Raw genomic sequence first — 21,596 nt, 5'->3', positions numbered from 1 at the left:
CATGGAAAACTGCATTTCTCTTTCCTTTCCGGAAGGCAGTCACTCCTTTTGATCACTTTGTGTTATCTCCTGCATCGCCTTCATCAGCAGTTCCGTGTCCATGCCCTTCAGTTTGCGGTACTCGTATCCCTGAATTTTCTGGTCAAAACCGCAGATTCCCTGATATTCACAGTACGCACACGCCGTCGCACCGTCCCGCTGATACGGGGAAATTTTTACATTGCCCGAAAAAATGCCCTCGCCGATCTCACGCACCTTCTTTCTGGTGTACGTGCGGATCACATCAAACTGCTCCGGCGATGCTACTTTCGAATAGCTCGTATAACTTCCATCCTTCTTCTTTCCAACCGGAATCACATCGGATGTCGTTCCGTCCTCAAGCACGCGGTCGAGAAGCTCCACAACTTTCCGGTCCGCATTCACAAGACCGTCCATCCGCAGCGCTTTCAGCATCCGCCGGCCCCACGCCTCGTCGGTCTCATCCTCCTCCTGATCGAGCATCGGATCATCAATATGATAATAGAACACGCCCGCCGGCTCCACCTGCTTGCCGGGATGCTTTTTCTGCTCCAGTTCCACCGCCGCATCGAGATAAACAGCAAGCTGCAGCTGCAGTCCATAATAGAGCGCCACCAGGTCGAGCGACGTATTTCCCGTCTTGTAATCGATAATTTTCACATAGACCTTATCGTCCGTCTCGCAGAGATCCACGCGGTCAATCCGTCCGCGCAGACGCATTTTCTCATGCTCCGACAGATCGATGTTGATCGCCGACAGCGAGTCCTCCATCGAGAACGAAACCTCGAATTCCCCTGGCTCAAATTCTCCCTGCCGGATCTGCTGCTGCAGTGCCCAGACAGTTCGTTTCAGGATCCGCTTCACGCGGATAATGCGGTACTGATTCCGGCTTGAACTCTGAAAAATTGTGTTTCCATAGTCCGCCATCGTCTCCTCGACACACTCCTCAATCAGACGGTCACGCGTGTCATCGGTCACCGTCTTCCAGGTCTCACCGTTCTCCTGCAGTTTTTTCGAAAACTTCTCAAGCGCTTCATGCATGACCGTTCCCATATCCGCCGCTTTCAGCTCATACTGATCCCGCTCGCGGATCTGAAGGCCGAACTCCATGAAATGGGCAAACGCACACGCCGCATATTTTTCCAGCCGCGTCGCACTGTTTTTCAAGGTATCTCCATACAGCGCCGATGCCGCACTCCTTCCGATTACACCGTCCGCACAGCGCAGAAACGCCGCTTTTCGATACGTCTCCGCCGGAATTCCAGCCTCCGGGTGCGCCGCATACCAGCGGTAAAGCTCCTCAAACAGCGGATCGATCTCTCCCTCCGCCGCTTTTCCAAGTTCTTCGAGGAACAGTGCCTCACCGGACCGCGGCATTTCCAGCCGTTCCTCCGGCTGTTCCTTTTTTTCGATATCCCGCACCGGAATTTCCGGGAAGAGTTTTCGTATTTCGTTGATCAGATACGACGGATTCTGCGCCTCGCCGGACGCGCCTGCCTTTGCAAACGAAAGATAGAGCCGTTCCGACGGTTTCGTCAAATTTCGGTACAGATGGAATTTCTGCTGATACATCGTCTCCCGCGCCGTCGGGGACAGCTTCGCATCCGCCCGTTCCAGCTCCTCGCGGTCATATTCCGAGAGAATGCCGCCGCCCGCGTCGTAGCGCGGAATCAGCCCGTCATTCACGCCGACGAAAAACAGCACGCGGATGTCCTTCAGACGCGACCGCTCATTGTCTCCGATCAGTACCTGATCCGCCGTCGGCGGAATAATACCGACAGATGCCTCCGCAAATCCCGCTTCCAGAATTTCCTGATACTCTGCCAGCGTCATTTTTTCATCGCCCAGCACCTCGACGATCTTATCCAGAAGCTCCATAACAATGCCGTAAATCTGACTGTATTCTTTCGCAAACGCCTCCTGTCCCTGCTGCTCAAACTGCTGTCGCCGCTCCTCGAGTTTTTCCTGCATCTGATTCTGTACCGCCAACGCGTACAGGGACTCCGTCCGCTCCCGCACCGTGGCATCTTTTTTCCTCATCCGCTCCGCAAACGGCTGCACTTCAGCATAAAACTTCTCCCGCAGAAGATTGCGCTGCGGCACTTCATCCGGCTTGATGCCGCGGTAGCCCCTCGTCCAGGTTTCCCCATACGCTTTCAGCCCGCGGATTCCAAGCGCGAGCACATAGTTTTCCATCGCATCCGTCTCCTCGCGGTCCAGACTCGAAAGGCCGCAGCGCAGATAGCGGAAGACACTCTCGTAGGAAAAGCTCTGCACGACCATCTCGATCGCCGCGCGCAGAAATTCGACGAACGGATTCATCAGCACGGAATGTTTTTCATCCACGAAGTACGGAACACCACATTTTTCAAAGATTTCCCGCGCATACGTGCCATAAACAGAAAGATCTCCGGTCAGAACGGCGAAATCCTGGTAACGCATGCCCTCCTCGCGCACCATGCGGCGGATCAGACGCACCGTCTCTTCCAGCTCGGCACGCGGATTCGGCGCGACGCTGATGTAGATGCCCTGCTGTTTCGCCTCGTATCCTGCTGCCGGATTTCCCTTCTTTGCTTCCGTTCCTGATTCTGGTCTTTTTTCTATTCCATTTCCGGAAAATCCTCTCTTTCCATACCGGAACAGTCTCTGCTCCAGCTGATCCATCGTGCTTCCCGGCTGAAAACGGCCATGTCCCGAGCGTCTGACCCAGATTTCCGGCTCCACCGGGCACCCTGCTTCATCTGCCGCTTTCATGAGCTGCTGGACAAGCTGGCGGCTCATCGCAAAAAGCTGATGCGGAATCGCCTTTTTATACGGGTCCTCCCGCTCATCCATAATAATCGTCACATAAACCTTCGCACAGAGCCGGAACAGTTTTCCAAGCACACCGATCTGCACCGGCGTAAATCCGGTAAACCCATCCACCAGCACCTCACTGTTTTTGATCAACGCCGATTCTTCCAGTTTCCCCGCCAGAACTTCCAGCACATCCTCCGCCGTCACATAACGGTTTTCCAGATATTCCTCAAACGCGCGGTAGATCACACCGGTGTCCTTCAGTTTTGCCGCCAGCAGCTTTTTCTCCCCCGTCTCTTCCGCCCACGCATCAAGCTCGGACGGCGCAATCTGGTACTGCTTCAGCTCGGAGATCAGCGATTTCATCTGCGAAACCGCACCGGTTCTTTTTAACGTGCTGCCAAGAATTGTCAGCTCCTTTTTCTTTTCCTGCGCAACGCGCTTCACCACGAGGCTTTTTCCCGTCTCTTCGAGCACCGGATACAGGCTTCCGCCGGTCTCCTCAAAAATACGGTAGGCCAGACGTTGAAAACTTAAAATATCAATATTTAAAATTCCGCCCGCCGGATGCAGAGACACGAGTTCTTTCTGTGTCTGCATTGTAAACTGCTCCGGCACGACAATCAGATAATTTTTCTCCGGGTGGCGCGCCGCTTCCGCCAGAATTTTTTCATACGCATACCTCGATTTCCCAGCCCCCGAATTTCCCATAATAAACTGCAGACTCATGCTTTTTTCCTCCTGTTCTGCCCCGTTTCCGTTCCTAAAATAGACATAGCTAAGTATAACAGACTCTTTTTTTCGATGCAATCAAACGCCGGGCAAATTGTAACTCTTCCTTCCCTAAACATTACCGCACCAGAGTGTGTGTCAAGCGGATATTCGTAAGCTGTGAATTCCACTTTGTGGGAGATTTTGTCCGAGTGAAGGCTGTTATAGGAAAAGCCGCTCTCAATAACGAAATATTCCGTATTGAAAGCGGCCGTTTCTTTTTAATTTCTTTTTATTGTAAAATACCTTTCCGTCGTTCCATCAGTGTTTCCATGCGGCACAAAAAAATCGTTGCTGCAAGTAAATCCGCAGCTCCGCCCGGACTCATATTTTTCCGGATACAAATCTGATTCAGTTCCCGCACTTTTTGCAAACCATTCTCACTAAAAGCACCACCTGCCTTAAGAATTGCCTTTGCTTCCGTTTGCAGCCATCGCATTTCTTTCTCACTGGTTCTGCTGATGACATTTGTGTCTGTAAGCTCTGCTATAATTTCAAGAAGAATCTGTACATTGATCTGATTTTTGTCCCTGTTATTTGCTATATACTGCTTCATATGAGGAACCGTAAGTTCACACAGAATCGGATATCCGGTCATTGCCAGTCCCCGGACACCTTTTTCGCCCAGATGGCAGTAAATTTTTTCTCCATGCGTGATCCCCGAACTTTGTTTTAACTTTCTCAGATCTTGTTCCAGCTCTTTTTTTGTCATTTCCAGACTGATTCGGCAAACACTCTCTGACTCGATTTTTCCGTAATTTCTCAGGGAAATTCCGGCCGCAGCTGCTAGAATGCCAATCGTAAAAATGATTCCTTTATGCGTATTGACTCCTCCGGTTGCAGCAAACATTTTTTCTTCCGTCTTTTTTCCTCTTTCTCTGAGAAGCGGAAACAGCGTCTCCGGATCTGCCTCCCAGGAATACCCTGCTTCATACATTGCCGCCAGATCTTCGGCGATCGCCTCTGTACTCTTTTGAAATGTCTGACAGTCCATATCTGTATGTGCACCGGTATCCTCCCGGTCTACTAAGCCTGGTTTTGGTGTCGTATACACTTCTTCCATCAGGGCCTGACTGATCTCAGCGGCTACGCCTCTTTGTAGCTGCTCTTCCCATATGATATCATAGATCTTTTTTCTCAATTCTTCGATCGAATGTTTTCTGCTTCTGCCACACTGACAGGCCGGGTTGTCGCATAACAGACATTTTCTTTCCGGAAATCCAAGATCATTTCTGCTGATTTTCGTATTTTCTTTTTCCAATACATCAATATCATACAGTCTCCCAATCTTCGTCTCTTCCAAAGCAATCATAAGCTTTTTCACCCGGCAGCCGTCTGCTTTCACAACCAAATATCCCTCATATCCGGTTATGTTTTCTTGTACCAGCCGGACTTCCGTCGAAATTTTTTCCGTTTCCAGCTTATTCTGTATCTTTTCCAGTCCTTCATAAAAGACCTTTTCGAAAAGTTTATTTACCTTTTCCGGACCCGGAATATTGAGCATAAAGCAGATTAACGTACCCGGATATTTTTCAAGAAGCTCTTTCTGCGTTGCCACCCTTTTTTCTCGGCTCCACAATACCTGCTCTAAGGAAACTTTATTTTCCGTTTTCATTCTTTTTCCTTTCCAGATAGCGCCAGGTACTTTCCGGAAGCATTCCGCAGACGCTTTTTAATTGATTTTCCGCATATTTTTTTCTGACCTCAGATGCACTGATGATCTGGTCTCCATATGTTTTTCTGGGAATTTCATGAAAGCGGATCTGATAGCACGGCAGCTGCTCCCGTAAGCACTGGTTATAGGTATGTGTCACATCGCAGACCGGTTCACTGCCCACATAGCGATCTGTAATTTTAAGCTCCGGTGCAATGCACTCTCCAAACAGCTGAATATCCAACTGGCAATTCATCTCATAGGCTTTCGCTTTTTCTTTGATAAAGTATGTCGGAAACACAGCCGGCGAAATCATGTATTCTGAGGTCTGGTGAAGAATCACATTTGGAATTTCCTGTATTCCTTCTTTTACCAACTGATACCGTTCTCTCGTTGTCAGAAAGCTCTGTTCTTCTGAGAGGATAAAAATGTGCAGCCATTTGTTTTTTTTTGCTGCCTCCCGGATCAGGTATTCATGTCCTCTGGTAAAGGGATTACAATTCATAACCACTGCACCGATACCGTTTTCATGTCTGTTTTCCACTTTGCATTTCTGCTGTTCCTGTGTTTCTTTTTTTAATCGTTTCAGGAATTTTTCAAGTCCGTTTTTGTCATTTTCCAGAAGAAGAATTTTTTCTGTCTGTGCCACCGGATACATTCCCATACTACAAAACAGTTCTTTGTTCTGAGGCTTGGTAAATCCGAAAAAATGAGAAATTCCCATTCCATAAAAATATTCAATCAGAGATGTCATAAGATGTGCCAGCAGATTCTGTCCTTGATACGCTTCTGATACCGCAACACATTTTATGATATTTTTCTGGCAGGAAGCAGTTGCTATGATTTCTTTCTCTTTTCGCAATACGATGGAATGTGTAATCTGCTCATCATAAGTAAGTCCCATGTATTCCAGAAATTTTTTGAGTTCCTCTTTCTTTTTCCCGGTAAAAGGATCCCCTGTTTCTTCCATATAGTCACTCACTGCCTGCCCTCCCTTCTCTTATTTATGTACTGGCTCCGGGAGTATATTCTTTTCCTCTTTAAATCGGAATGGTTTAATCTGACGAACTACATCCATGATGGTTCCATCTCTGCTTTCAATAATTCCTACAACACGTTCGCCAAATTCTACTTTCTCCGGTTCTCCTGCAATCCGGTAAGCCAAATCCCGAAGTTCTTCTATCGTTTTCAGCGGAAGTCCACTGTTTTTTACCGCTTCCAGCAGATCTTTTCGCAGTGGGTTAACTGCAACTCCATATTCCGTGATGACTACATCTACAGATTCTCCCGGTGTTGTCACTGTTGTTACTTCCGTACAGATTGCCGGAATTCTTCCCTGTAATAAAGGAGTCAGTACAATGGTGCATTTTGCACCTGCCGCCGTATCCGGATGACCTCCCTGCGCGCCTGTTATAACGCCATCGGAACCTACTACAACATTGCAATTGAAATTTACATCAACTTCCAGTGCTGCCAGAATCACAAAGTCCAGTTTGTTGACTACTGCGCCCTTGTTAAAAGGGTCTGCATATTCACCGGCACTGATTCTGAAATGCCTGATATCTTTTACTGATTCTACCGCATCCAGATCAAAATCCTGCGTATCCAGAAGTACATCAACCTGATTGTTATCCAGAAGATCACACATCGGTTTTGTCAGACCTCCGACACCGAAACGCATACGGATTCCACGTTCCTTCATGATTTTTGCCAGCGAAATGGTGGAAGCGATAGACGCGCCTCCCACACCTGTCTGATAGGAAAATCCATCTTTAAAGTACGGGGTAGACGTTACAAATCGTGTACAGTAATCCGCCATCATCAGTTTTCTCATATCTTTCGTCGGTTTTGCTGCACCTGTTGCAATTTTCTTAGGATCTCCAATTGCATCTACCACTACTACATAGTCTACTTTTGTCATGGAAATATGCGCCGGGAAATTAGGAAACGGAACCAGACAGTCCGTAATTGCTACGACTCTGTCTGCGTAATCAGCATCTACCATCGCATAGGACAACACTCCGCAGTCCGCCTTTCCACCGATACCACGACAGTTTCCATAATCATCACACGTCGGTGCTCCGATAAATGCAATATCCAGGTGTACTTCTCCTGTTTCGATTGCCCGAACTCTGCCGCCGTGAGAGCGCATCACTGCAAGCCCTTTCAGTTTTCCCTCAGAAATCGCCTTTCCAATCTCACCGCGCACACCGGAAGACTGGATTCCCGTAATCGTTCCATCTTCCATGTACGGCACCAGTCCTGCATGCGCTTTCCCAAGAGAGCTGGCACAAATGGTAATATTTTTAATACCCATTTTATGGATTTCTTCCATCACCATATTTACAACCAGATCACCATCCCGGAAATGATGATGAAATCCAATTGTCATGCCATCCCGGATTTCGCATTTCACCAGTGCCTCATGAATTGTTTTCACCAGTTTGCTGCCATCGGAATTCACCACGCAGCGGGTTTTCGGACCATCTTTCTGATATTCATAACCATCATAATAATGCACTCCGTGAAATACTTCTTTTCCTGTTATCTTCAATATTTCCTCGGGAATTTCTCTCCCTACTGCATTTTTCATTTTACAGTTCCCCCTCGTACACACCGGAAGCCTTGGCCAGTTCGATGATTCGCTTTGCACCATCATAAAACGCAATATCAATCATCTTTCCGTCTACAGTAAACACACCGATTCCCTGTGCCTTTTTGCTGTCAATCTCACGGACTACTTTTTCCGCAAAAATAATCTCTTTTTCTTTCGGCGTAAAAATTTCATGTACAATACGAATCTGTCTTGGATTGATAATCGATTTCCCATCAAAGCCCATCAGGTGAATCGTATTGACGTCTTCCCGAAAGCCCTCTTCGTTTTCCAAATCTGTATAGACGGTATCAAAACACTGTACACCTGCTGCCCGTGCAGCGATGACAAGCTGCTGTCTTGCTCCCATCAGTTCTATTCCGGTTCCCGTGATGTGGGTATGCAGATCTTTCGTGTAATCTCCACCGGACAGTGCGATACCAAACAACCTTTTCGAAGCCTCGCAAATTTCTAACGCCTTCACCACACCTCTTGCCGATTCTATCGCTGCCATAATTAAGGTACTGTTCTCCGGTCTGCCAAACTCATTCTCTGCCTTTAAAATTTGCTGCTCCACTATCTTTACATCTTGTGCTGTCTCTGTCTTCGGAATCCGGATGCCATCACATCCACCGGCTACTGCGCAACGGATATCTTCCTTCCAGAAAGGTGTGTCCAGGCCATTGATACGTACAATCCGTTCCGCTCCATGATAATCAATCGTGCGAAGTGCATGAAACAGGGAAAATCTGGCCGCGTCCTTCTGATTTTCTGCCACTGCATCTTCCAGATCCAACATCAGAGAATCTGCTCCATAAATATAGGGATCTTTAATCAGTCCCGGCTTCTGTGCGTTTAAAAACATCATGGTACGACGTAATCGTTTTTTTGCGTCTCTCATCGGATCGCACCTCCCCATGGCAGCTGCTCCGACTGCCCGGCGGAACGGTATACCGCAGCTTCCACCCTTGCACGGATGGTGCAGTCCAGAGCTCCTTTATCTACAATCTTAATTTTTACGTTCTGAACTCCCAGATTTTCCAGAGTATCCAGAACCACATGACGGATCTGATTTCCATACTGATGAATCACTGTACTTTCCAGTACCAGATCTATATTGCCATCCCCATCTTCTACCGTAACCATACAATCGCTGGATTCCAGTGTTCCGGCTACAGCTGCTTTTTCTATCTGCATTTTCCTCTTCTCCCTGTATTTCCCGTGGGGGCTGCCGCACTAAGAAAAATTTCTACAAATATGGGTCTTTATCTGCTAAATAGTTCTATATTCTGTAGTGTTTTCGCTTAGCGCGTGTCTGAAAAATCATTTCCGCAATCTGCAAGCCCCACTTTGCGGTATATTTTATTCTTCTACTGATTTCCCTGCAAAGTTCATCCAGTCCAGAATCTTCTGAATATACTCATCAAAGAAAATATCATCATGTCTTCCCGGTCCCTCTTCAAACAGCAGCGGAACGCCCAGCTGATCCGCAAACTCCTTCAGATCGACCGAATCCTGGTGACGTCTGTCCTCTGTACCGCAGCAGGTATACAGTCTCGGAATATCTCTTCCTTCTTCTTTCCGGTTTTTCAACAGTGTAAAAACATCATGAACCTCCGGTGTAATCGCAGGCGGATCACCATATAACGCTTCACAAAGGGTGGATACCGTGTTAACCTTTCCCTGATAACGATATTCCGCATGATAAGATCCCGCAACGCCTCCGATTGCCGCAAATTTTTCCGGACAGGTAAGTCCCCATTTATAGGCACCGTAACCTCCCATCGACATTCCTGCAATAAAACGGTTTTCCCGCTTTGTTGCTGCCGGGAAATTTCTCTCCACAAAATCTGTCAGTTCTTCTGTCAGATAAGAAAAATAATCCAGTCCGTATTTCATATCCGTATAGGCGCTGTTATATACGCTTGGCATAACCACCATAATCTGATGCTCATCTGCATAACGCTCAATCTTGGAGGTCCTCAGATACGAAAGATGGTCTCCTGTAAATCCATGCAGCAGATACAGGGTCTGATATTTTTTGTTTTTCCCGAAAGTCTCTCCCTTTTTTCCCTGCTCTACATCTTCCATTCGCTCTTTTTCCGGAAGCAGAATCGAAACATCTACCTGCATCCGCAGGATACAGGAGTGAAAATTGCAATGTACATATGCTGCCATCTGTTTCTCCTTTCTGTCAGCCTTTTACAGCGCCGACAACCACACCTTTGATAAAATATTTCTGAAGCATCGGGTAAATAATAATGATTGGTAAAATTCCGACAAATGCCAGTGCCATTCGGATGGAGTTTCCCGGAAGCGAAACTGCCTGTCCTTCGGCCGCCAGCTCTGATGCTCCGCTTCGCAGATATTCAATGTTTTTCATGATACGCATCAGAAGATTCTGAATACCAAAATATTTTGGATCCTGTACGTAATATAAAGCATTGGTCCAGCTGTTCCAGTAGGAAAGACCTGTAAACAGTCCAATGGTGGCAACTACCGGCTTCGACAACGGAAATACAATTTTGGTGAAAATTCCAAGCTCTGACGCTCCGTCCAGCTGTGCAGCTTCATATAATGCTTCCGGCAGGCTGTTGCTGTAATAGTTTCTTACCAGGAAAATATTGAATGCTGTCATCAGAAGATTCGGAAAAATCAGTGCTGCATACGTATCTTTAATATGGAAAAATGTTGTCCACATAATATACTGTGGCACCAGTCCTCCATTAAACAGCATGGTAAAATATACAAAAAAGGATAATGCGTTTCTATATTTGAATGTTTTTCGTGCCATCGGATATGCGATCGAAGTCGTCAGTAATACGCTTAATCCGGTTCCGACAACGGTTGTTCCAATCGTAACAAGATACGATCTTACGATTGTTGCTGCCTGTTTTACCATGTAGGTATATGCTTCCAGGCTGAGTTTCTTCGGCAAAATCTGATATCCGTTTGTAATCAGTTCATTTTCATCGGTAAAGGACGCAACCACCAGAAGAATCATCGGAAACAACGCCACAATACTGATTACCACTAAAATAACTGTTGCTATTGCAATAAATCGTTTTTCATCGCTGACTGTCTTTTTCATATCCTGCCTCCTAGAACAATGCGTTTTCCGGATCTTTTTTCCGTACAATAAAGTTTGCAATCATGACCAGTGCAAAACCAACCAATGACTGATATACACCTGCTGCCGAAGACATTCCTACATTACCCTGTTCCATCAAACCACGATATACATACGTGTCAATCGTCTGCGTCGTAGAAAACAGGGTTCCTGCATTCATTGGTACCTGATAGAACAAACCAAAGTCAGAATAGAATACACGACCGATCGCCATCAATGTCATAATAATAATGGTTGGTCTCAGAAGCGGAAGCGTAATAGCAGTAATCTGTTTCAGTTTAGAGGCACCGTCAATCTTTGCTGCTTCATAAATTTCCTTATCAATGCCTGCAATACCTGCCATATAAACGATCGCATTATATCCTGCATTCTTCCAAAGATATACAATAACCAGGATAAACGGCCATGCAGCTTTTGCAGTATACCAGTCTACGCCGTTTTTCCCCAACGCATCTAAAATTGTATTGTTCACAAAACCGGTTGTACTTCCCAATAACGCGTATACCAGATACGCCGTTACAACCCAGGACAGTAAGTGTGGAAACAACAGCACGGACTGGAAAAGCTTTCCGCGTAACAGTTCTCCCAGCTCATGCAGCAGGATTGCAAAAATCACAGAAACTACGGTTCCGATCACGATAAAAGCCAGATTATATAACAATGTATTTCTCGTAATAACCCATGCATCATCTGTCAGAAACAAAAATTTAAAGTTATCCAGTCCACACCATGGACTGCCCCAGATTCCTTTCGCATAGCTGAACTTTTTAAACGCAATAAAGGTTCCCACAATCGGGATATAGTTATTAATAATCAGATATGTAATACCCGGCAATGCAATTAAGAGCAATGCTAATGTATTTTTGCTGGCATATTTCTTCTTACTCTTCGGCATATAATTCGAGCTCCCTTTTTATAAATAAGGCTGCGGTGATATTCCGCAGCCCTTTCCTTTTTTCAAAGTCTTTCCTATTTACTACTCATCCATGCATCCAGCTGCTCCTGTTTTCCTTGAATCAGGTCATCCATGCCGGCTGCTTTCAGTCGTTTTGTCATCTCGGCAAGTGTTGCATCTACATCCGCAGCACCAACCCACAGAGATTTTTTATATTCTTCTACAATGTTCAGGCATGCGGTATATTCTGCTTCTTTATCACTGTAGTCGTAAAGGAAACCATAATAGTTTGAATGATCTCCATCATAATTCTGCTGTTTATTTGTCTCTTTTTCTTCTCCATACAGACCGCCTGCAACCGGATAGGTCAACCATTTATTTCCCCAGAAATAGTAGTTCATATTATCGGTATAGGCTACACTATTCAGATCCGTATATCCATCCGGTGCTACTGCACAACCATTTTCATCCAATTTATAATCCACGCCTTCTTCTCCATAGACCAGAAGGTTATCTACATATTCATCTGTGTACAGCAGATTCATAAATTTGCAGGCTGCTGAAGGATTTTTACAGCCGGAATTTACCATCCACGCCCCGGAGTTTCCAGACCAGATCATCGAATCACTGATCTGTACATTTTCAAATGGATGACCATAGTTGTTTGTATACTGCTGCGCAATCTTTGGATTACCAAGACCACAGAATGTGCCAAAGCAGTTGCCGGACATCAGTAATTCTGCGGTAGTTGCTGTTGTGGTAGCTGCATCACTTGCATAATAACCAGCTTCAAACCAGCTTCTGGTCAGTTCGCACAGTTCTTTAAAGTCTGTCGTTTCATATATATCCACTACAGTTGCATTATCCTGATAAGCCACACCGGAAACGGATGAAGCGATATTGTCGCCTAATGGATCAATTTTATCAATCTTGCCAAGATAACTTTCAAATAATGCATTCGCTCTGTTCGGATCAATGATTGTCATATCTGGATAAGCTTCTTTTACCTTTGCAAACACTGCTGTCAAGTCTTCCGGTTTGGTAACCTGACTCATATCGATTCCAAGTTCCTCAGTAATATCTTCACGATAGGTAAATCCACCCGGTACATAGTTAGAACCCATATTCAGAATTCCATATGTTTTTCCCTCTACCGTTGTCGGTGCCAGAAAACCATCGTAAAGAGTTTCTGTTGTTTCTTTCAGATCATTGTCCAGATACTCTGTAATATCCAGCGCTGTTCCATCCTGAATATATTTCAGATGCGACGTATTATAGGCCTGAAATAAATCCAGCTGTTCTCCGGATGCCAGCATCAGATTCACCTGATTCATATAATCAGAATTGGAAAACAGTACCAGTTTGACCTTCGTATTGATCTTATCTACCGTATAATCGTTGATCAGGTTCTGAATTCTTTCCAGTTCTGATGACTCTGGGATATTGTTCTGTGTCATATACGCAAATACAATTTCTGCCGGTTCTTCGCTGTCGCTGCTCTCCTGTTTACTGCTTTCCTGTTTTCCGGTTGCATCACCGCTCTGTGCTCCACCACACCCGCTCAGCAGAGATCCCACTGTCAGGGTGGCCATCAAAATCGCCAAAATCTTTTTCTTCATTTCTTTCTCCTTTCTTCTTTCCGGTTCCTTTTGATAGACTTATCATAGCGCAAAAAAAACGAAAGTTCTTACACAAAAAAGTACAAAAACTTTCGTTTTTAAGCTATCTATTCTTTTTTCCGAAACTCTACCGGTGAAACTCCCGTATATTTTTTAAATACAGATGAGAAATACGGGAGCGTATCAAATCCGACTTCCAGCGCAATATCAATCACCTTTGTATTGGTGTTTTCCAGCAAATGTTTCGCTTTTTCCACGCGCAGAGAATTAATATAATCATTCAACGACGTTCCGATATCCTTCCGGAACATTTTTCCAATGTATTCCGGTGAAAAATGAAACCTCTCCGAAAGCGTATTTCTGTTAATATCTTCCGTATAATGTTCTCTGATATAATCAATTACCTGATCTGTGATCCTTTTTTCTGTTTTTTCTTTCCGTTCCTCCTGTGTCAGATCAAATACCTTATTCATCAGCCATGTCATCCACTGCACCATAGAAAATTCCGATTTAACCGCATTCATATCCAGTTTCAGATAGATCGGGTCACGAATCACGCTGTTCATATTTTCCTTTTTATCATGGAGATATTTGCTTACAAGCTGTGTCAGTTCCACCTGAAAATTGCGAAATCCTTCTACGGAATGCATCGTTTGCTTTACATGCTGCAGCGTTTTTTGTAAATATTCCATTGTACTTACCCTGGAACCCTTGTTCAGACACTGCAGAATATAATCTTCGTCCAGAATATGTCCGGAAGCCTCCTTTTCTCGGAGCAATGCCATAAATTCCTTTATTTCCCCTTCGTCATAAATATGCGTTTTGTCATATTCCATTATTTTCTCTTTTTCCAAACCTGCTTCATAAAAAGAAACGCTTGGGGATATGTATCCGATCTGCAATACATCCGGAAAATATTTTTCAAATATGTTTCTGACCTGTGCCGCTCTCTCCTTCGTCTCCCTTTCCGAAAATTCCGACAGAATTCCAAGATAGGTTCCCTTATTTTCTTCCCAGCAGATCACATTTTCCATTCTAATTTTTTCTGTGAATGCTTCTGCCAGAATATTTTCCATTGCAAATTTATAAATGGATTCCTGTTCCTTTTCTTTACCGAAGTCCATTTTGCCACTGGCAAAATGAAGAATCACAACACAATATTTTTCCTGAATCTCTTCCTCTATCCCCTGTTGCTTGATTTCCTCCTCGAGTCCCTGTTTCTGCACACCGGGTTCCAGCAATACTCTTGTCCAGAAATATCGCACCATCTTTCTTTTTCCGATCTTCCAATATTCCCGGATTTCCTCCGTTTTTTGTTTCCAGGCTATTTTTTCTGTCACACGAAGCAAGGCCTGATTGATTTTATTCATATCAATTGGCTTCAGCAGATAGTTTGCCGCACCATTCTGCACAGCTCCATAGGCATATTCAAATTTTTCATGGCTGGTCAGAAAGATAACCTCTGTCTGGATTTTCTGTTCTCGTACCCATTCCAGAAAATGAATTCCATTCTCCTTTGGCATTTCAATATCACATAAAATCAGTTCCACTTTATTTTTTTGCAAAATATCTCTGGCCATAGAAGTATTGTAGGCCACATAGATCTGGTCAATAGAAAGTAACGCGCGATCCAGCTGTTCTTCCAATACCTGCGTTGTCACAATTTCATCATCTACAATCAGCAAATTCATCTCTCTTCGTCTTTCTCCTCATCTGTACATTTCAGTGTTTTCGGAATCCATATGGTTATTTTGGTTCCTTCCGGTTCCAGATTCTCCAAATACAGAAGATGATCCTGCTGGTACATCATCTTCAGAACCTCTTTTACATTTTTTATTCCAATTCCACTTCCATCTTTTTTTTCTGTTATTTCCATATCTTTATTCACAAAGTCCAGTATTTCCTGTGAAAATTGACCCTGCGATATATATAGTTCCAGTTTTAAGTAAACTTCCTTCCCCGAGAAGCTCCACAATGCCTGAATCAGAACCGTAGTGAACGAATCAATACTGATCACGTGCTTAAATATATTTTCCAAAAATGTATGCAGGATCATCTGCGGCACTGGATACTGCAGCAGTTCTTCCGGTATATCCATATAGACATAAAAGCAATCCCGGTACATGAGTCGCTGCATTTCCAGATATCCCTTGGCATTCTTTATTTCATCCTGCAGCGGAACAGTATGCAGACCGGTTCGAAACATATAACGAATGTTCTGTGAAAATGCCTGAATAAAGGCATGGACATTCTCTTCCTCGTGCTGATAAACCATGCTGTTAATGGTTGATAAAGCATTCAGGAAATAATGTGGTTTTAATTGCATATGAATATACTTCAGCTGCACATCCTTCATTCGAAGTTCCTGTTCGTACTTTTGCACCCTCATTTCAAGAATCGTCTGTACCATATCATTATATGCCTGTTTTACTTCTTCCATTTCGTAGCTGTTTGTATTATATTCCGCTCTTGCCCTGAAATCTCCACTGTGAATTTTTCTGGACACCCAGAACAGGTCTGCAATCGGCCGGAAGATTTCTTTTTGCATATACCAGACAATTGTTCCAAAGGAAAGCAAAGACAGTACTAAAAATCCAAAAATAACGATACCGGAGGTAGAATATGCGGCATACTCGGATGATTTTACACTGTAATACATCTGATATGCATCTTCCAGAACAGATCCCTGATAGATACTGATGGATGGATCCTGTTTCTGCAGATTCTCTATCGCTTCTCCATATGTCCAATCCTCTCCTGAACCGCACAGAATTTTCCCTTTTTTGTCTGTAAGATAGAACGCTGCCTCTTTGATGGACATATCATTATAGTTTAACAAAGAGTCCAGTCTTTTTTCTGATACCAATACAGCGATCGTATTTGCACCATAATTATAATATTTTACCAGATACACCTGCTTCCCCATGACAGTGGAAGTCCAGCCGGATGTAGGAGTTTTATCAAACGTATTACGCTTTTGAAGATATTTTTTGATATCTTTTATTGTATCATATGTTATATTTCCATTTCTCTGAATCAAAATACTGTTGTCTTTACAATTAACAATCACATAGGCATCCGCTTCTTTGGTATCCTGGCATTTTTCCTTAAGAATTTGCAACATTTGATACTGCGCTTTCACTTTTTCCAGATTATTTTCTCCGTTCAGCTGTGTCAAAAGCAGGCGATACCCCAGAAGAAGATCCAGGTTATCATCCAAACGTTCCAATACACTTTCCATCGTATTATGATAAATCTGCAGTGTATTTTCCACCAGGTTTTCCTCATTTTTTTTAGCAATATCAACAATAAACGCTTTGTACAGAAACAGTAAAATAATCTGCAGAAGCAAAAAAGTAGTAAAAAAAACGCCCATGGTACTTCTGATTTTTCTTTTTTTCATCTTTTCCCGACTCTCCCTGAAGTTTGTTATCGTGACCGATTACATTATATACTAATTTTCGGACAGAAGAAAGACTGTCCAAAGATTACTTGCAGCTTGCGGAAATGATTTTTCAGACACTTTTTTTCATAAACGATTTTTCTTTTACATACATTATAGTAAAAACGCCCGTCCGTTCGCCTCTCGTCCGCTCACAGACGGCTTTTCAAAAAGGAGTGTGCCCGCCCATGAGTTCCAAAACGAAAATCATTGTACTACATATGAAAGAAGTGGTTTACACCGCTGTTTTTCTTGCTCTCGCGCTGATTCTTCTCGTGGTGTTTCTGATCATGTTCTCCGGGAAGAAGGATTCTGCGAAAAAACCTTCTGTCACCACTGCTGCTTCCGCCGAAAATGCACGCTACATTCCCGGCATCTACACCTCCACGATCTCCCTCGGCGACCAGACCTTCGATGTGCAGGTCAATGTTGAGCAGGACCGCATCACCGCGATTTCACTGAATAACTTAAGTGAAACCACCGCCGCCATGTATCCGCTCATGGAGCCCGCGCTCGATTCCATCGCAAGCCAGATCTATGTGAATCAGACGACGGAAGGCCTCATCTACGGAGAGGACGACCGCTACACCTCCGAACTGCTCGTCTCCGCGATCAATCAGGCGCTCGAACAGGCTCAAAATCCTTCCTCCGCAGAATCCTGATCTTTCCATGCAAAAAGGCCTCGAAGCATTCTTCTGCTCCGAAGCCTTTTTTCTGTCGTGCATCTCAAAATTTGATTGTCTGCACCAATTGGGATTATCTTTGTTTCTTTCCGTATTTCCTGTTTTGTTTTTTACAGCTGGTCGAGTTCCTCTCTCCAGAGCTTCACGCACGCATCACTCGGCATACGCAGGTCGCCGCGCGGGGATACCGCAACGCTTCCGACCTTCGGGCCATCCGGCAGGCAGGAGCGTTTGAACTGCTGCGCGAAAAATCTCCAGTAGAACGTTTTCAGCCATTTTAAGATCGTCGCATCATCGTAGACACCGGCAAATGCAAGTTTTGCCACACGGTAAATCTTGAGCGGTTCGTACGTCACACGCAGCATATAGTATAAGAAGAAATCATGAAGCTCGTACGGTCCGACGAGATCTTCTGTTTTCTGAGAAATGACACCATCTTTCGGCGGCAGCAGTTCCGGGCTGACCGGCGTGTCGAGCACATCCAGAAGGATATCGGAAAGTGCTTTTTCCCCGCAGGTGTCCGCATAATACTGTACCAGATGGCGCACCAGGGTTTTCGGTACGGACGCATTGACGGCATACATCGACATATGGTCGCCATTGTACGTTGCCCAGCCAAGTGCCAGCTCGGAAAGATCACCAGTTCCAATGACCATACCGCCGGACTGGTTGGCAAGATCCATCAGAATCTGGGTTCTCTCACGCGCCTGTCCGTTTTCATACGTCACATCATGCTTCTCCGGATCCTGTCCGATGTCGCGGAAATGGAGATTGACGGCCTCTTTGATATCAACCTCTTTTAAGGTTGCACCAAGGCACCGCGTCAGTTCACAGGCATTCTGATACGTGCGGTCCGTCGTTCCAAAGCATGGCATGGTCACAGAAAGAATCTGGTTTCTCGGAAGGCCGAGCAGATCGAACGCTCTTGCAGTGACGAGCAGTGCCAGCGTCGAATCGAGTCCGCCGGAAATACCGATGACCGCGCACTGGCAGTGCGTATGCGCCAGACGTTTTTTCAGTCCCATGGCCTGAATATTTAAAATTTCATCACATCGCTGATCCCGGTTGTGCTTATCCGACGGTACGAACGGCCGCGGATCGAAGTAACGGATCAGCTTTGTTTCTTCTATTGTTAATGAGAACTTAACCACCTGATAACCGTCGGTTCTCTGTTCCGGATATGTGGTCATTCTTCTGCGCTCACTCGTCAGACGATCAACATCGAGATCCGCGCAGACGATCTGATTCTCGAACCGTTTTGCCTCGGCAAGAATCGTTCCGTTCTCCGCAATCAAATGCTGTCCGCCAAAGACGAGATCCGTCGTGGACTCGCCCTCGCCTGCTGTCGCATAAATATAACCGCAGATCAGACGTGCCGACTGTGCACTCACGAGGCTTCTCCGATAGCTGTCTTTTCCAACCATCTCATCACTCGCGGAAAGATTGACGATCACCGTCGCACCGGCCAGGGCATGCGCCACACTCGGCGGATTCGGGGTCCAGAGATCCTCGCAAAGCTCTGCAGCAACTTTGAGGCGCGGCATCTCCGCACACTGGAAGAGCAGATTCATGCCGAACGGAACCTCTTTTCCGAAAAATTCCGTCGTTGTCACCGCTTCTTTTCCCGGCGTAAAGTGACGCAGCTCATAAAATTCATTGTAGTTCGGCAGATACTTTTTCGGTACGACGCCGAGCAGCTCTCCATGACAGAGTACAGCGGCCACGTTAAACAGCTTTCCGCCCTGTTCCCACGGAAGGCCGACAAAAATCAGTGCATCGGTCCCTTTCGTTCCGTCGGCAATCTCTTTTAATCCCTCTTTCGCCGCGTCGATCATCTGGCTCTGCCAGAATAAATCGCTGCAGGTATAGCCGGTCAGCGCCAGCTCCGGGAGCACCATCACTTTTGCGCCCTCGTCCTCCATTTTATGAATGGTTTCCAGAATGACTCTCGTATTTTCTCTGACATCCGCTACTGCCACCGCACAGGAAGCGGCTGCGACTTTTACAAATCCCTGTTTCATCTCTTTATCCCTCCGCTATTTGCTTTTGCGCAGTAATTCTTTCAGATCCTCGGTAGAAAATTCATAGGCGCTGTTGCAGAAATGGCATTTCAGCTCCACCGGTTTTGCTTCCTGAATCATCTCGTTCAGTTCTTTTCTTCCGACCGCAATCAGCGCTTTCGATACACGCTCACGGCTGCAGTTGCAGTAAAACTGGGTCGGCACGGTATCGTTGATCACAAGGTCCATGTCTCCAAGCAGTTTTTCAAGAATCTGCTCCGGAGTCAGGCCCTCGTCAAGGAATGCGGTAACGGAATTGACTTCTGCCAGACGCTGCTCCAGTTTTTCAATGACTTTCTCATCGCAGAACGGCATCAGCTGAATGATAAAGCCGCCGGCCTGACGGACGGTATTGTCTTTGTTCATCAGCACACCGAGTCCGACGCTGGACGGAACCTGCTCACTCGTTGCAAAATAGTAGGTCAGATCCTCTGCGATCTCACTCGTCTGCAGAACGCACTGTCCGACGTACGGCTCTTTCAGTCCAAGGTCTTTGATGACATCCATGAATCCGACGCCGACAGCACCTGCCACGTCAAGTTTTCCTTTTTTGTTGGCCGGAATCACGACGTTCGGGTTTCCGACGTAACCTTTTACATTTCCTTTGGAATCTGCTGTTACGGTAATGCCGTTCAGCGGTCCGCCGGCATGGATGCGCAGGGTCAGAAGGTCTTTATCTCCCTTCATCATAACGCCCATCATTGCACCTGCCGTCAGAAGGCGGCCCAGCGCTGCGGTTGCAACCGGGCTCGTGTTGTGATCCTGGCGTGCTGTCTCTACGGTTTCTCTTGTTGTCGCTGCAAACGCACGAATCTGTCCGTCTGCCGCTGTTGCTCTTACAATATAATCCATGTTTCTCTCCTATTTCTCACTTTTTCCTTTTTCTCTTGCTACGACATAAATACGTTCGCTCTCCGGTCTCGGCGCATCCTTTGTGAATGCATCGTAGGCCGTCACAAACTCCATGCCTGCCTCTTCCAATAAGCGGCGGATCGTCGCAAGATCGTACGCTCTCTGATAATGTACCTCCTCAAATTTACGGTACAGATCGGAATCTTCTCCCTCCGGGATGAAAATGGCAAGCTCATATTCGTTGATCTCTTCTTCCGGGTCATAGTAATTGTCCCAGATGAAGCTTGCCTCCTCGCGGTTTTCCGCAATCGTAGTCTCACCCATCTGTTCATATTTATACTTGGTATTCAGATCAAAGATAAACATTCCCTTCGGGTCCAGATAATTGTTGACGAGCGAGAAGACTTCCCGCAGATCGTCTTCCTCCAGAATATAGTTGATGGAATCGCAGATGCTCACAACCGCCTTCACGGTTCCGTAGAGCTCAAATTCCCGCATATCCTGAAGCAGATATAAAATGTTTAAGCCGGACTCGGCGCGTTTTTCACTGGCAATCTCGAGCATATCCTCAGAATTGTCCACGCCGATCATATCGTAGCCCTCTTTGGCGAGCAGCTCGGTCATGTTTCCCGTTCCGCAGCCAAGATCGAGCACCAGTCCGTCTTCCACCTGATATTCTTTTAAAAGCTGAATCAGATATTTGCTCCAGGCAGGATAGTCCACGTTGTCCATGAACATGTCATATACCTGGGCAAAACTGGTATAACTTTCATTCATCTTTCTTTTCTCCTTCATCGTTTACAGTAGCTACGCCTTATTGTATCACATCACACAGGGCAACTCAATATACGAAAAGACCTGCAGGATCCCTGCAGGTCTCATTCACTCCCCGAGTTGGGCTCGAACCAACAACCCTTCGGTTAACAGCCGAATGCTCTACCATTGAGCTATCGAGGATTATTTAATTGAAGATATTTGATATACCTTCAAAACCGCATACACTTTACATCTATCATTCCATTTCTGTGAACACAACCATTCAGGTCAAGCCCTCGACCGATTAGTAACAGTCAGCTCCATGCC

Annotated in this window: 17 protein-coding genes and 1 tRNA gene; 1 reads left to right on the top strand and 17 read right to left on the bottom strand. The window is 45.6% G+C overall.

What is annotated here, in order from left to right; all coding sequences use genetic code 11:
- Nucleotides 1-39: 39 nt before the first annotated feature.
- From DW915_RS06585 to DW915_RS06530, 13 genes are all read right to left on the bottom strand, one after another.
- On the bottom strand, nt 40-3,543 hold the full coding sequence (locus tag DW915_RS06585; protein ID WP_118741824.1) for a PD-(D/E)XK nuclease family protein: 3,504 nt from the start codon (nt 3,541-3,543) through the stop codon (nt 40-42).
- A gap of 274 nt (nt 3,544-3,817) precedes the next feature.
- The gene (gene citX / locus DW915_RS06580) at nt 3,818-5,200 is read right to left on the bottom strand and encodes a citrate lyase holo-[acyl-carrier protein] synthase (protein WP_118741823.1); all 1,383 of its coding nucleotides are present in this window, start codon (nt 5,198-5,200) and stop codon (nt 3,818-3,820) included.
- Nucleotides 5,184-6,221: a [citrate (pro-3S)-lyase] ligase gene (gene citC / locus DW915_RS06575; RefSeq protein ID WP_117804855.1), complete on the bottom strand. Its 1,038-nt coding sequence runs from the start codon at nt 6,219-6,221 to the stop codon at nt 5,184-5,186. The genes citX and citC overlap by 17 nt, the downstream gene beginning before the upstream one ends.
- An 18-nt stretch (nt 6,222-6,239) precedes the next feature.
- The gene (citF, locus tag DW915_RS06570; RefSeq protein ID WP_117804856.1) at nt 6,240-7,832 is read right to left on the bottom strand and encodes a citrate lyase subunit alpha; all 1,593 of its coding nucleotides are present in this window, start codon (nt 7,830-7,832) and stop codon (nt 6,240-6,242) included.
- 1 nt (nt 7,833) lies between these two features.
- On the bottom strand, nt 7,834-8,733 hold the full coding sequence (locus tag DW915_RS06565) for an aldolase/citrate lyase family protein (RefSeq protein ID WP_117804857.1): 900 nt from the start codon (nt 8,731-8,733) through the stop codon (nt 7,834-7,836).
- The gene (citD, locus tag DW915_RS06560; protein WP_118595877.1) at nt 8,730-9,029 is read right to left on the bottom strand and encodes a citrate lyase acyl carrier protein; all 300 of its coding nucleotides are present in this window, start codon (nt 9,027-9,029) and stop codon (nt 8,730-8,732) included. The genes DW915_RS06565 and citD overlap by 4 nt, the downstream gene beginning before the upstream one ends.
- 85 nt (nt 9,030-9,114) lie before the next feature.
- The gene (locus DW915_RS16550) at nt 9,115-9,174 is read right to left on the bottom strand and encodes a hypothetical protein (RefSeq protein WP_431834939.1); all 60 of its coding nucleotides are present in this window, start codon (nt 9,172-9,174) and stop codon (nt 9,115-9,117) included.
- A 20-nt stretch (nt 9,175-9,194) separates the two neighbouring features.
- A complete protein-coding gene (locus DW915_RS06555) occupies nt 9,195-10,010 on the bottom strand; it encodes an alpha/beta hydrolase (protein ID WP_117804859.1) in 816 nt (271 codons plus the stop codon).
- 16 nt (nt 10,011-10,026) lie between these two features.
- Nucleotides 10,027-10,923, bottom strand: a complete 897-nt coding sequence (locus DW915_RS06550) for a carbohydrate ABC transporter permease (RefSeq protein WP_022462680.1) — start codon at nt 10,921-10,923, stop codon at nt 10,027-10,029.
- A 10-nt stretch (nt 10,924-10,933) separates the two neighbouring features.
- On the bottom strand, nt 10,934-11,857 hold the full coding sequence (locus DW915_RS06545) for an ABC transporter permease (RefSeq protein WP_118595876.1): 924 nt from the start codon (nt 11,855-11,857) through the stop codon (nt 10,934-10,936).
- A 74-nt stretch (nt 11,858-11,931) separates the two neighbouring features.
- Complete coding sequence (locus DW915_RS06540) at nt 11,932-13,476, bottom strand: ABC transporter substrate-binding protein (protein ID WP_118595875.1); 1,545 nt, start codon at nt 13,474-13,476, stop codon at nt 11,932-11,934.
- Between the two features lie 107 nt (nt 13,477-13,583).
- Nucleotides 13,584-15,167, bottom strand: coding sequence for a response regulator transcription factor (locus DW915_RS06535; protein WP_118741822.1), 1,584 nt, complete (start codon nt 15,165-15,167; stop codon nt 13,584-13,586).
- Nucleotides 15,164-16,879, bottom strand: a complete 1,716-nt coding sequence (locus tag DW915_RS06530; RefSeq protein ID WP_118595873.1) for a sensor histidine kinase — start codon at nt 16,877-16,879, stop codon at nt 15,164-15,166. Before DW915_RS06530 ends, DW915_RS06535 begins: the two co-directional genes overlap by 4 nt.
- Before the next feature lie 227 nt (nt 16,880-17,106).
- On the opposite strand from DW915_RS06530, the gene DW915_RS06525 reads away from it, so the two are divergent.
- Nucleotides 17,107-17,580, top strand: a complete 474-nt coding sequence (locus tag DW915_RS06525; protein WP_118741821.1) for a hypothetical protein — start codon at nt 17,107-17,109, stop codon at nt 17,578-17,580.
- A 131-nt stretch (nt 17,581-17,711) separates the two neighbouring features.
- On the opposite strand, the gene DW915_RS06520 is transcribed toward DW915_RS06525, so the two are convergent.
- From DW915_RS06520 to DW915_RS06505, 4 genes are all read right to left on the bottom strand, one after another.
- A complete protein-coding gene (locus DW915_RS06520; RefSeq protein ID WP_118741820.1) occupies nt 17,712-19,622 on the bottom strand; it encodes an NAD(+) synthase in 1,911 nt (636 codons plus the stop codon).
- A gap of 15 nt (nt 19,623-19,637) precedes the next feature.
- The gene (hslO, locus tag DW915_RS06515) at nt 19,638-20,513 is read right to left on the bottom strand and encodes an Hsp33 family molecular chaperone HslO (RefSeq protein WP_118741819.1); all 876 of its coding nucleotides are present in this window, start codon (nt 20,511-20,513) and stop codon (nt 19,638-19,640) included.
- Between the two features lie 9 nt (nt 20,514-20,522).
- Nucleotides 20,523-21,290, bottom strand: coding sequence for a class I SAM-dependent DNA methyltransferase (locus DW915_RS06510; RefSeq protein ID WP_022462420.1), 768 nt, complete (start codon nt 21,288-21,290; stop codon nt 20,523-20,525).
- 108 nt (nt 21,291-21,398) lie between these two features.
- Nucleotides 21,399-21,470 (bottom strand) — tRNA-Asn (locus DW915_RS06505).
- Between the last annotated feature and the right edge of the window lie 126 nt (nt 21,471-21,596).

This window comes from Blautia sp. AM42-2, from assembly GCF_003480245.1.
GTDB lineage: Bacteria > Bacillota > Clostridia > Lachnospirales > Lachnospiraceae > Fusicatenibacter > Fusicatenibacter saccharivorans.
Note: the sequence above shows the minus strand (reverse complement) of the source record. Positions and strands in the feature narration are given on the sequence as shown.

Bases quoted from the DNA above. Each gene is read 5' to 3' on its own strand.
- DW915_RS06585 (WP_118741824.1), bottom strand. From the start codon at position 3,543: ATGAGTCTGCAGTTTATTATGGGAAATTCGGGGGCTGGGAAATCGAGG.
- citX (WP_118741823.1), bottom strand. From the start codon at position 5,200: ATGAAAACGGAAAATAAAGTTTCCTTAGAGCAGGTATTGTGGAGCCGA.
- citF (WP_117804856.1), bottom strand. From the start codon at position 7,832: ATGAAAAATGCAGTAGGGAGAGAAATTCCCGAGGAAATATTGAAGATA.
- DW915_RS06565 (WP_117804857.1), bottom strand. From the start codon at position 8,733: ATGAGAGACGCAAAAAAACGATTACGTCGTACCATGATGTTTTTAAAC.
- citD (WP_118595877.1), bottom strand. From the start codon at position 9,029: ATGCAGATAGAAAAAGCAGCTGTAGCCGGAACACTGGAATCCAGCGAT.
- DW915_RS06555 (WP_117804859.1), bottom strand. From the start codon at position 10,010: ATGGCAGCATATGTACATTGCAATTTTCACTCCTGTATCCTGCGGATG.
- DW915_RS06550 (WP_022462680.1), bottom strand. From the start codon at position 10,923: ATGAAAAAGACAGTCAGCGATGAAAAACGATTTATTGCAATAGCAACA.
- DW915_RS06545 (WP_118595876.1), bottom strand. From the start codon at position 11,857: ATGCCGAAGAGTAAGAAGAAATATGCCAGCAAAAATACATTAGCATTG.
- DW915_RS06540 (WP_118595875.1), bottom strand. From the start codon at position 13,476: ATGAAGAAAAAGATTTTGGCGATTTTGATGGCCACCCTGACAGTGGGA.
- DW915_RS06535 (WP_118741822.1), bottom strand. From the start codon at position 15,167: ATGAATTTGCTGATTGTAGATGATGAAATTGTGACAACGCAGGTATTG.
- DW915_RS06530 (WP_118595873.1), bottom strand. From the start codon at position 16,879: ATGAAAAAAAGAAAAATCAGAAGTACCATGGGCGTTTTTTTTACTACT.
- DW915_RS06525 (WP_118741821.1), top strand. From the start codon at position 17,107: ATGAGTTCCAAAACGAAAATCATTGTACTACATATGAAAGAAGTGGTT.
- DW915_RS06520 (WP_118741820.1), bottom strand. From the start codon at position 19,622: ATGAAACAGGGATTTGTAAAAGTCGCAGCCGCTTCCTGTGCGGTGGCA.
- hslO (WP_118741819.1), bottom strand. From the start codon at position 20,513: ATGGATTATATTGTAAGAGCAACAGCGGCAGACGGACAGATTCGTGCG.
- DW915_RS06510 (WP_022462420.1), bottom strand. From the start codon at position 21,290: ATGAATGAAAGTTATACCAGTTTTGCCCAGGTATATGACATGTTCATG.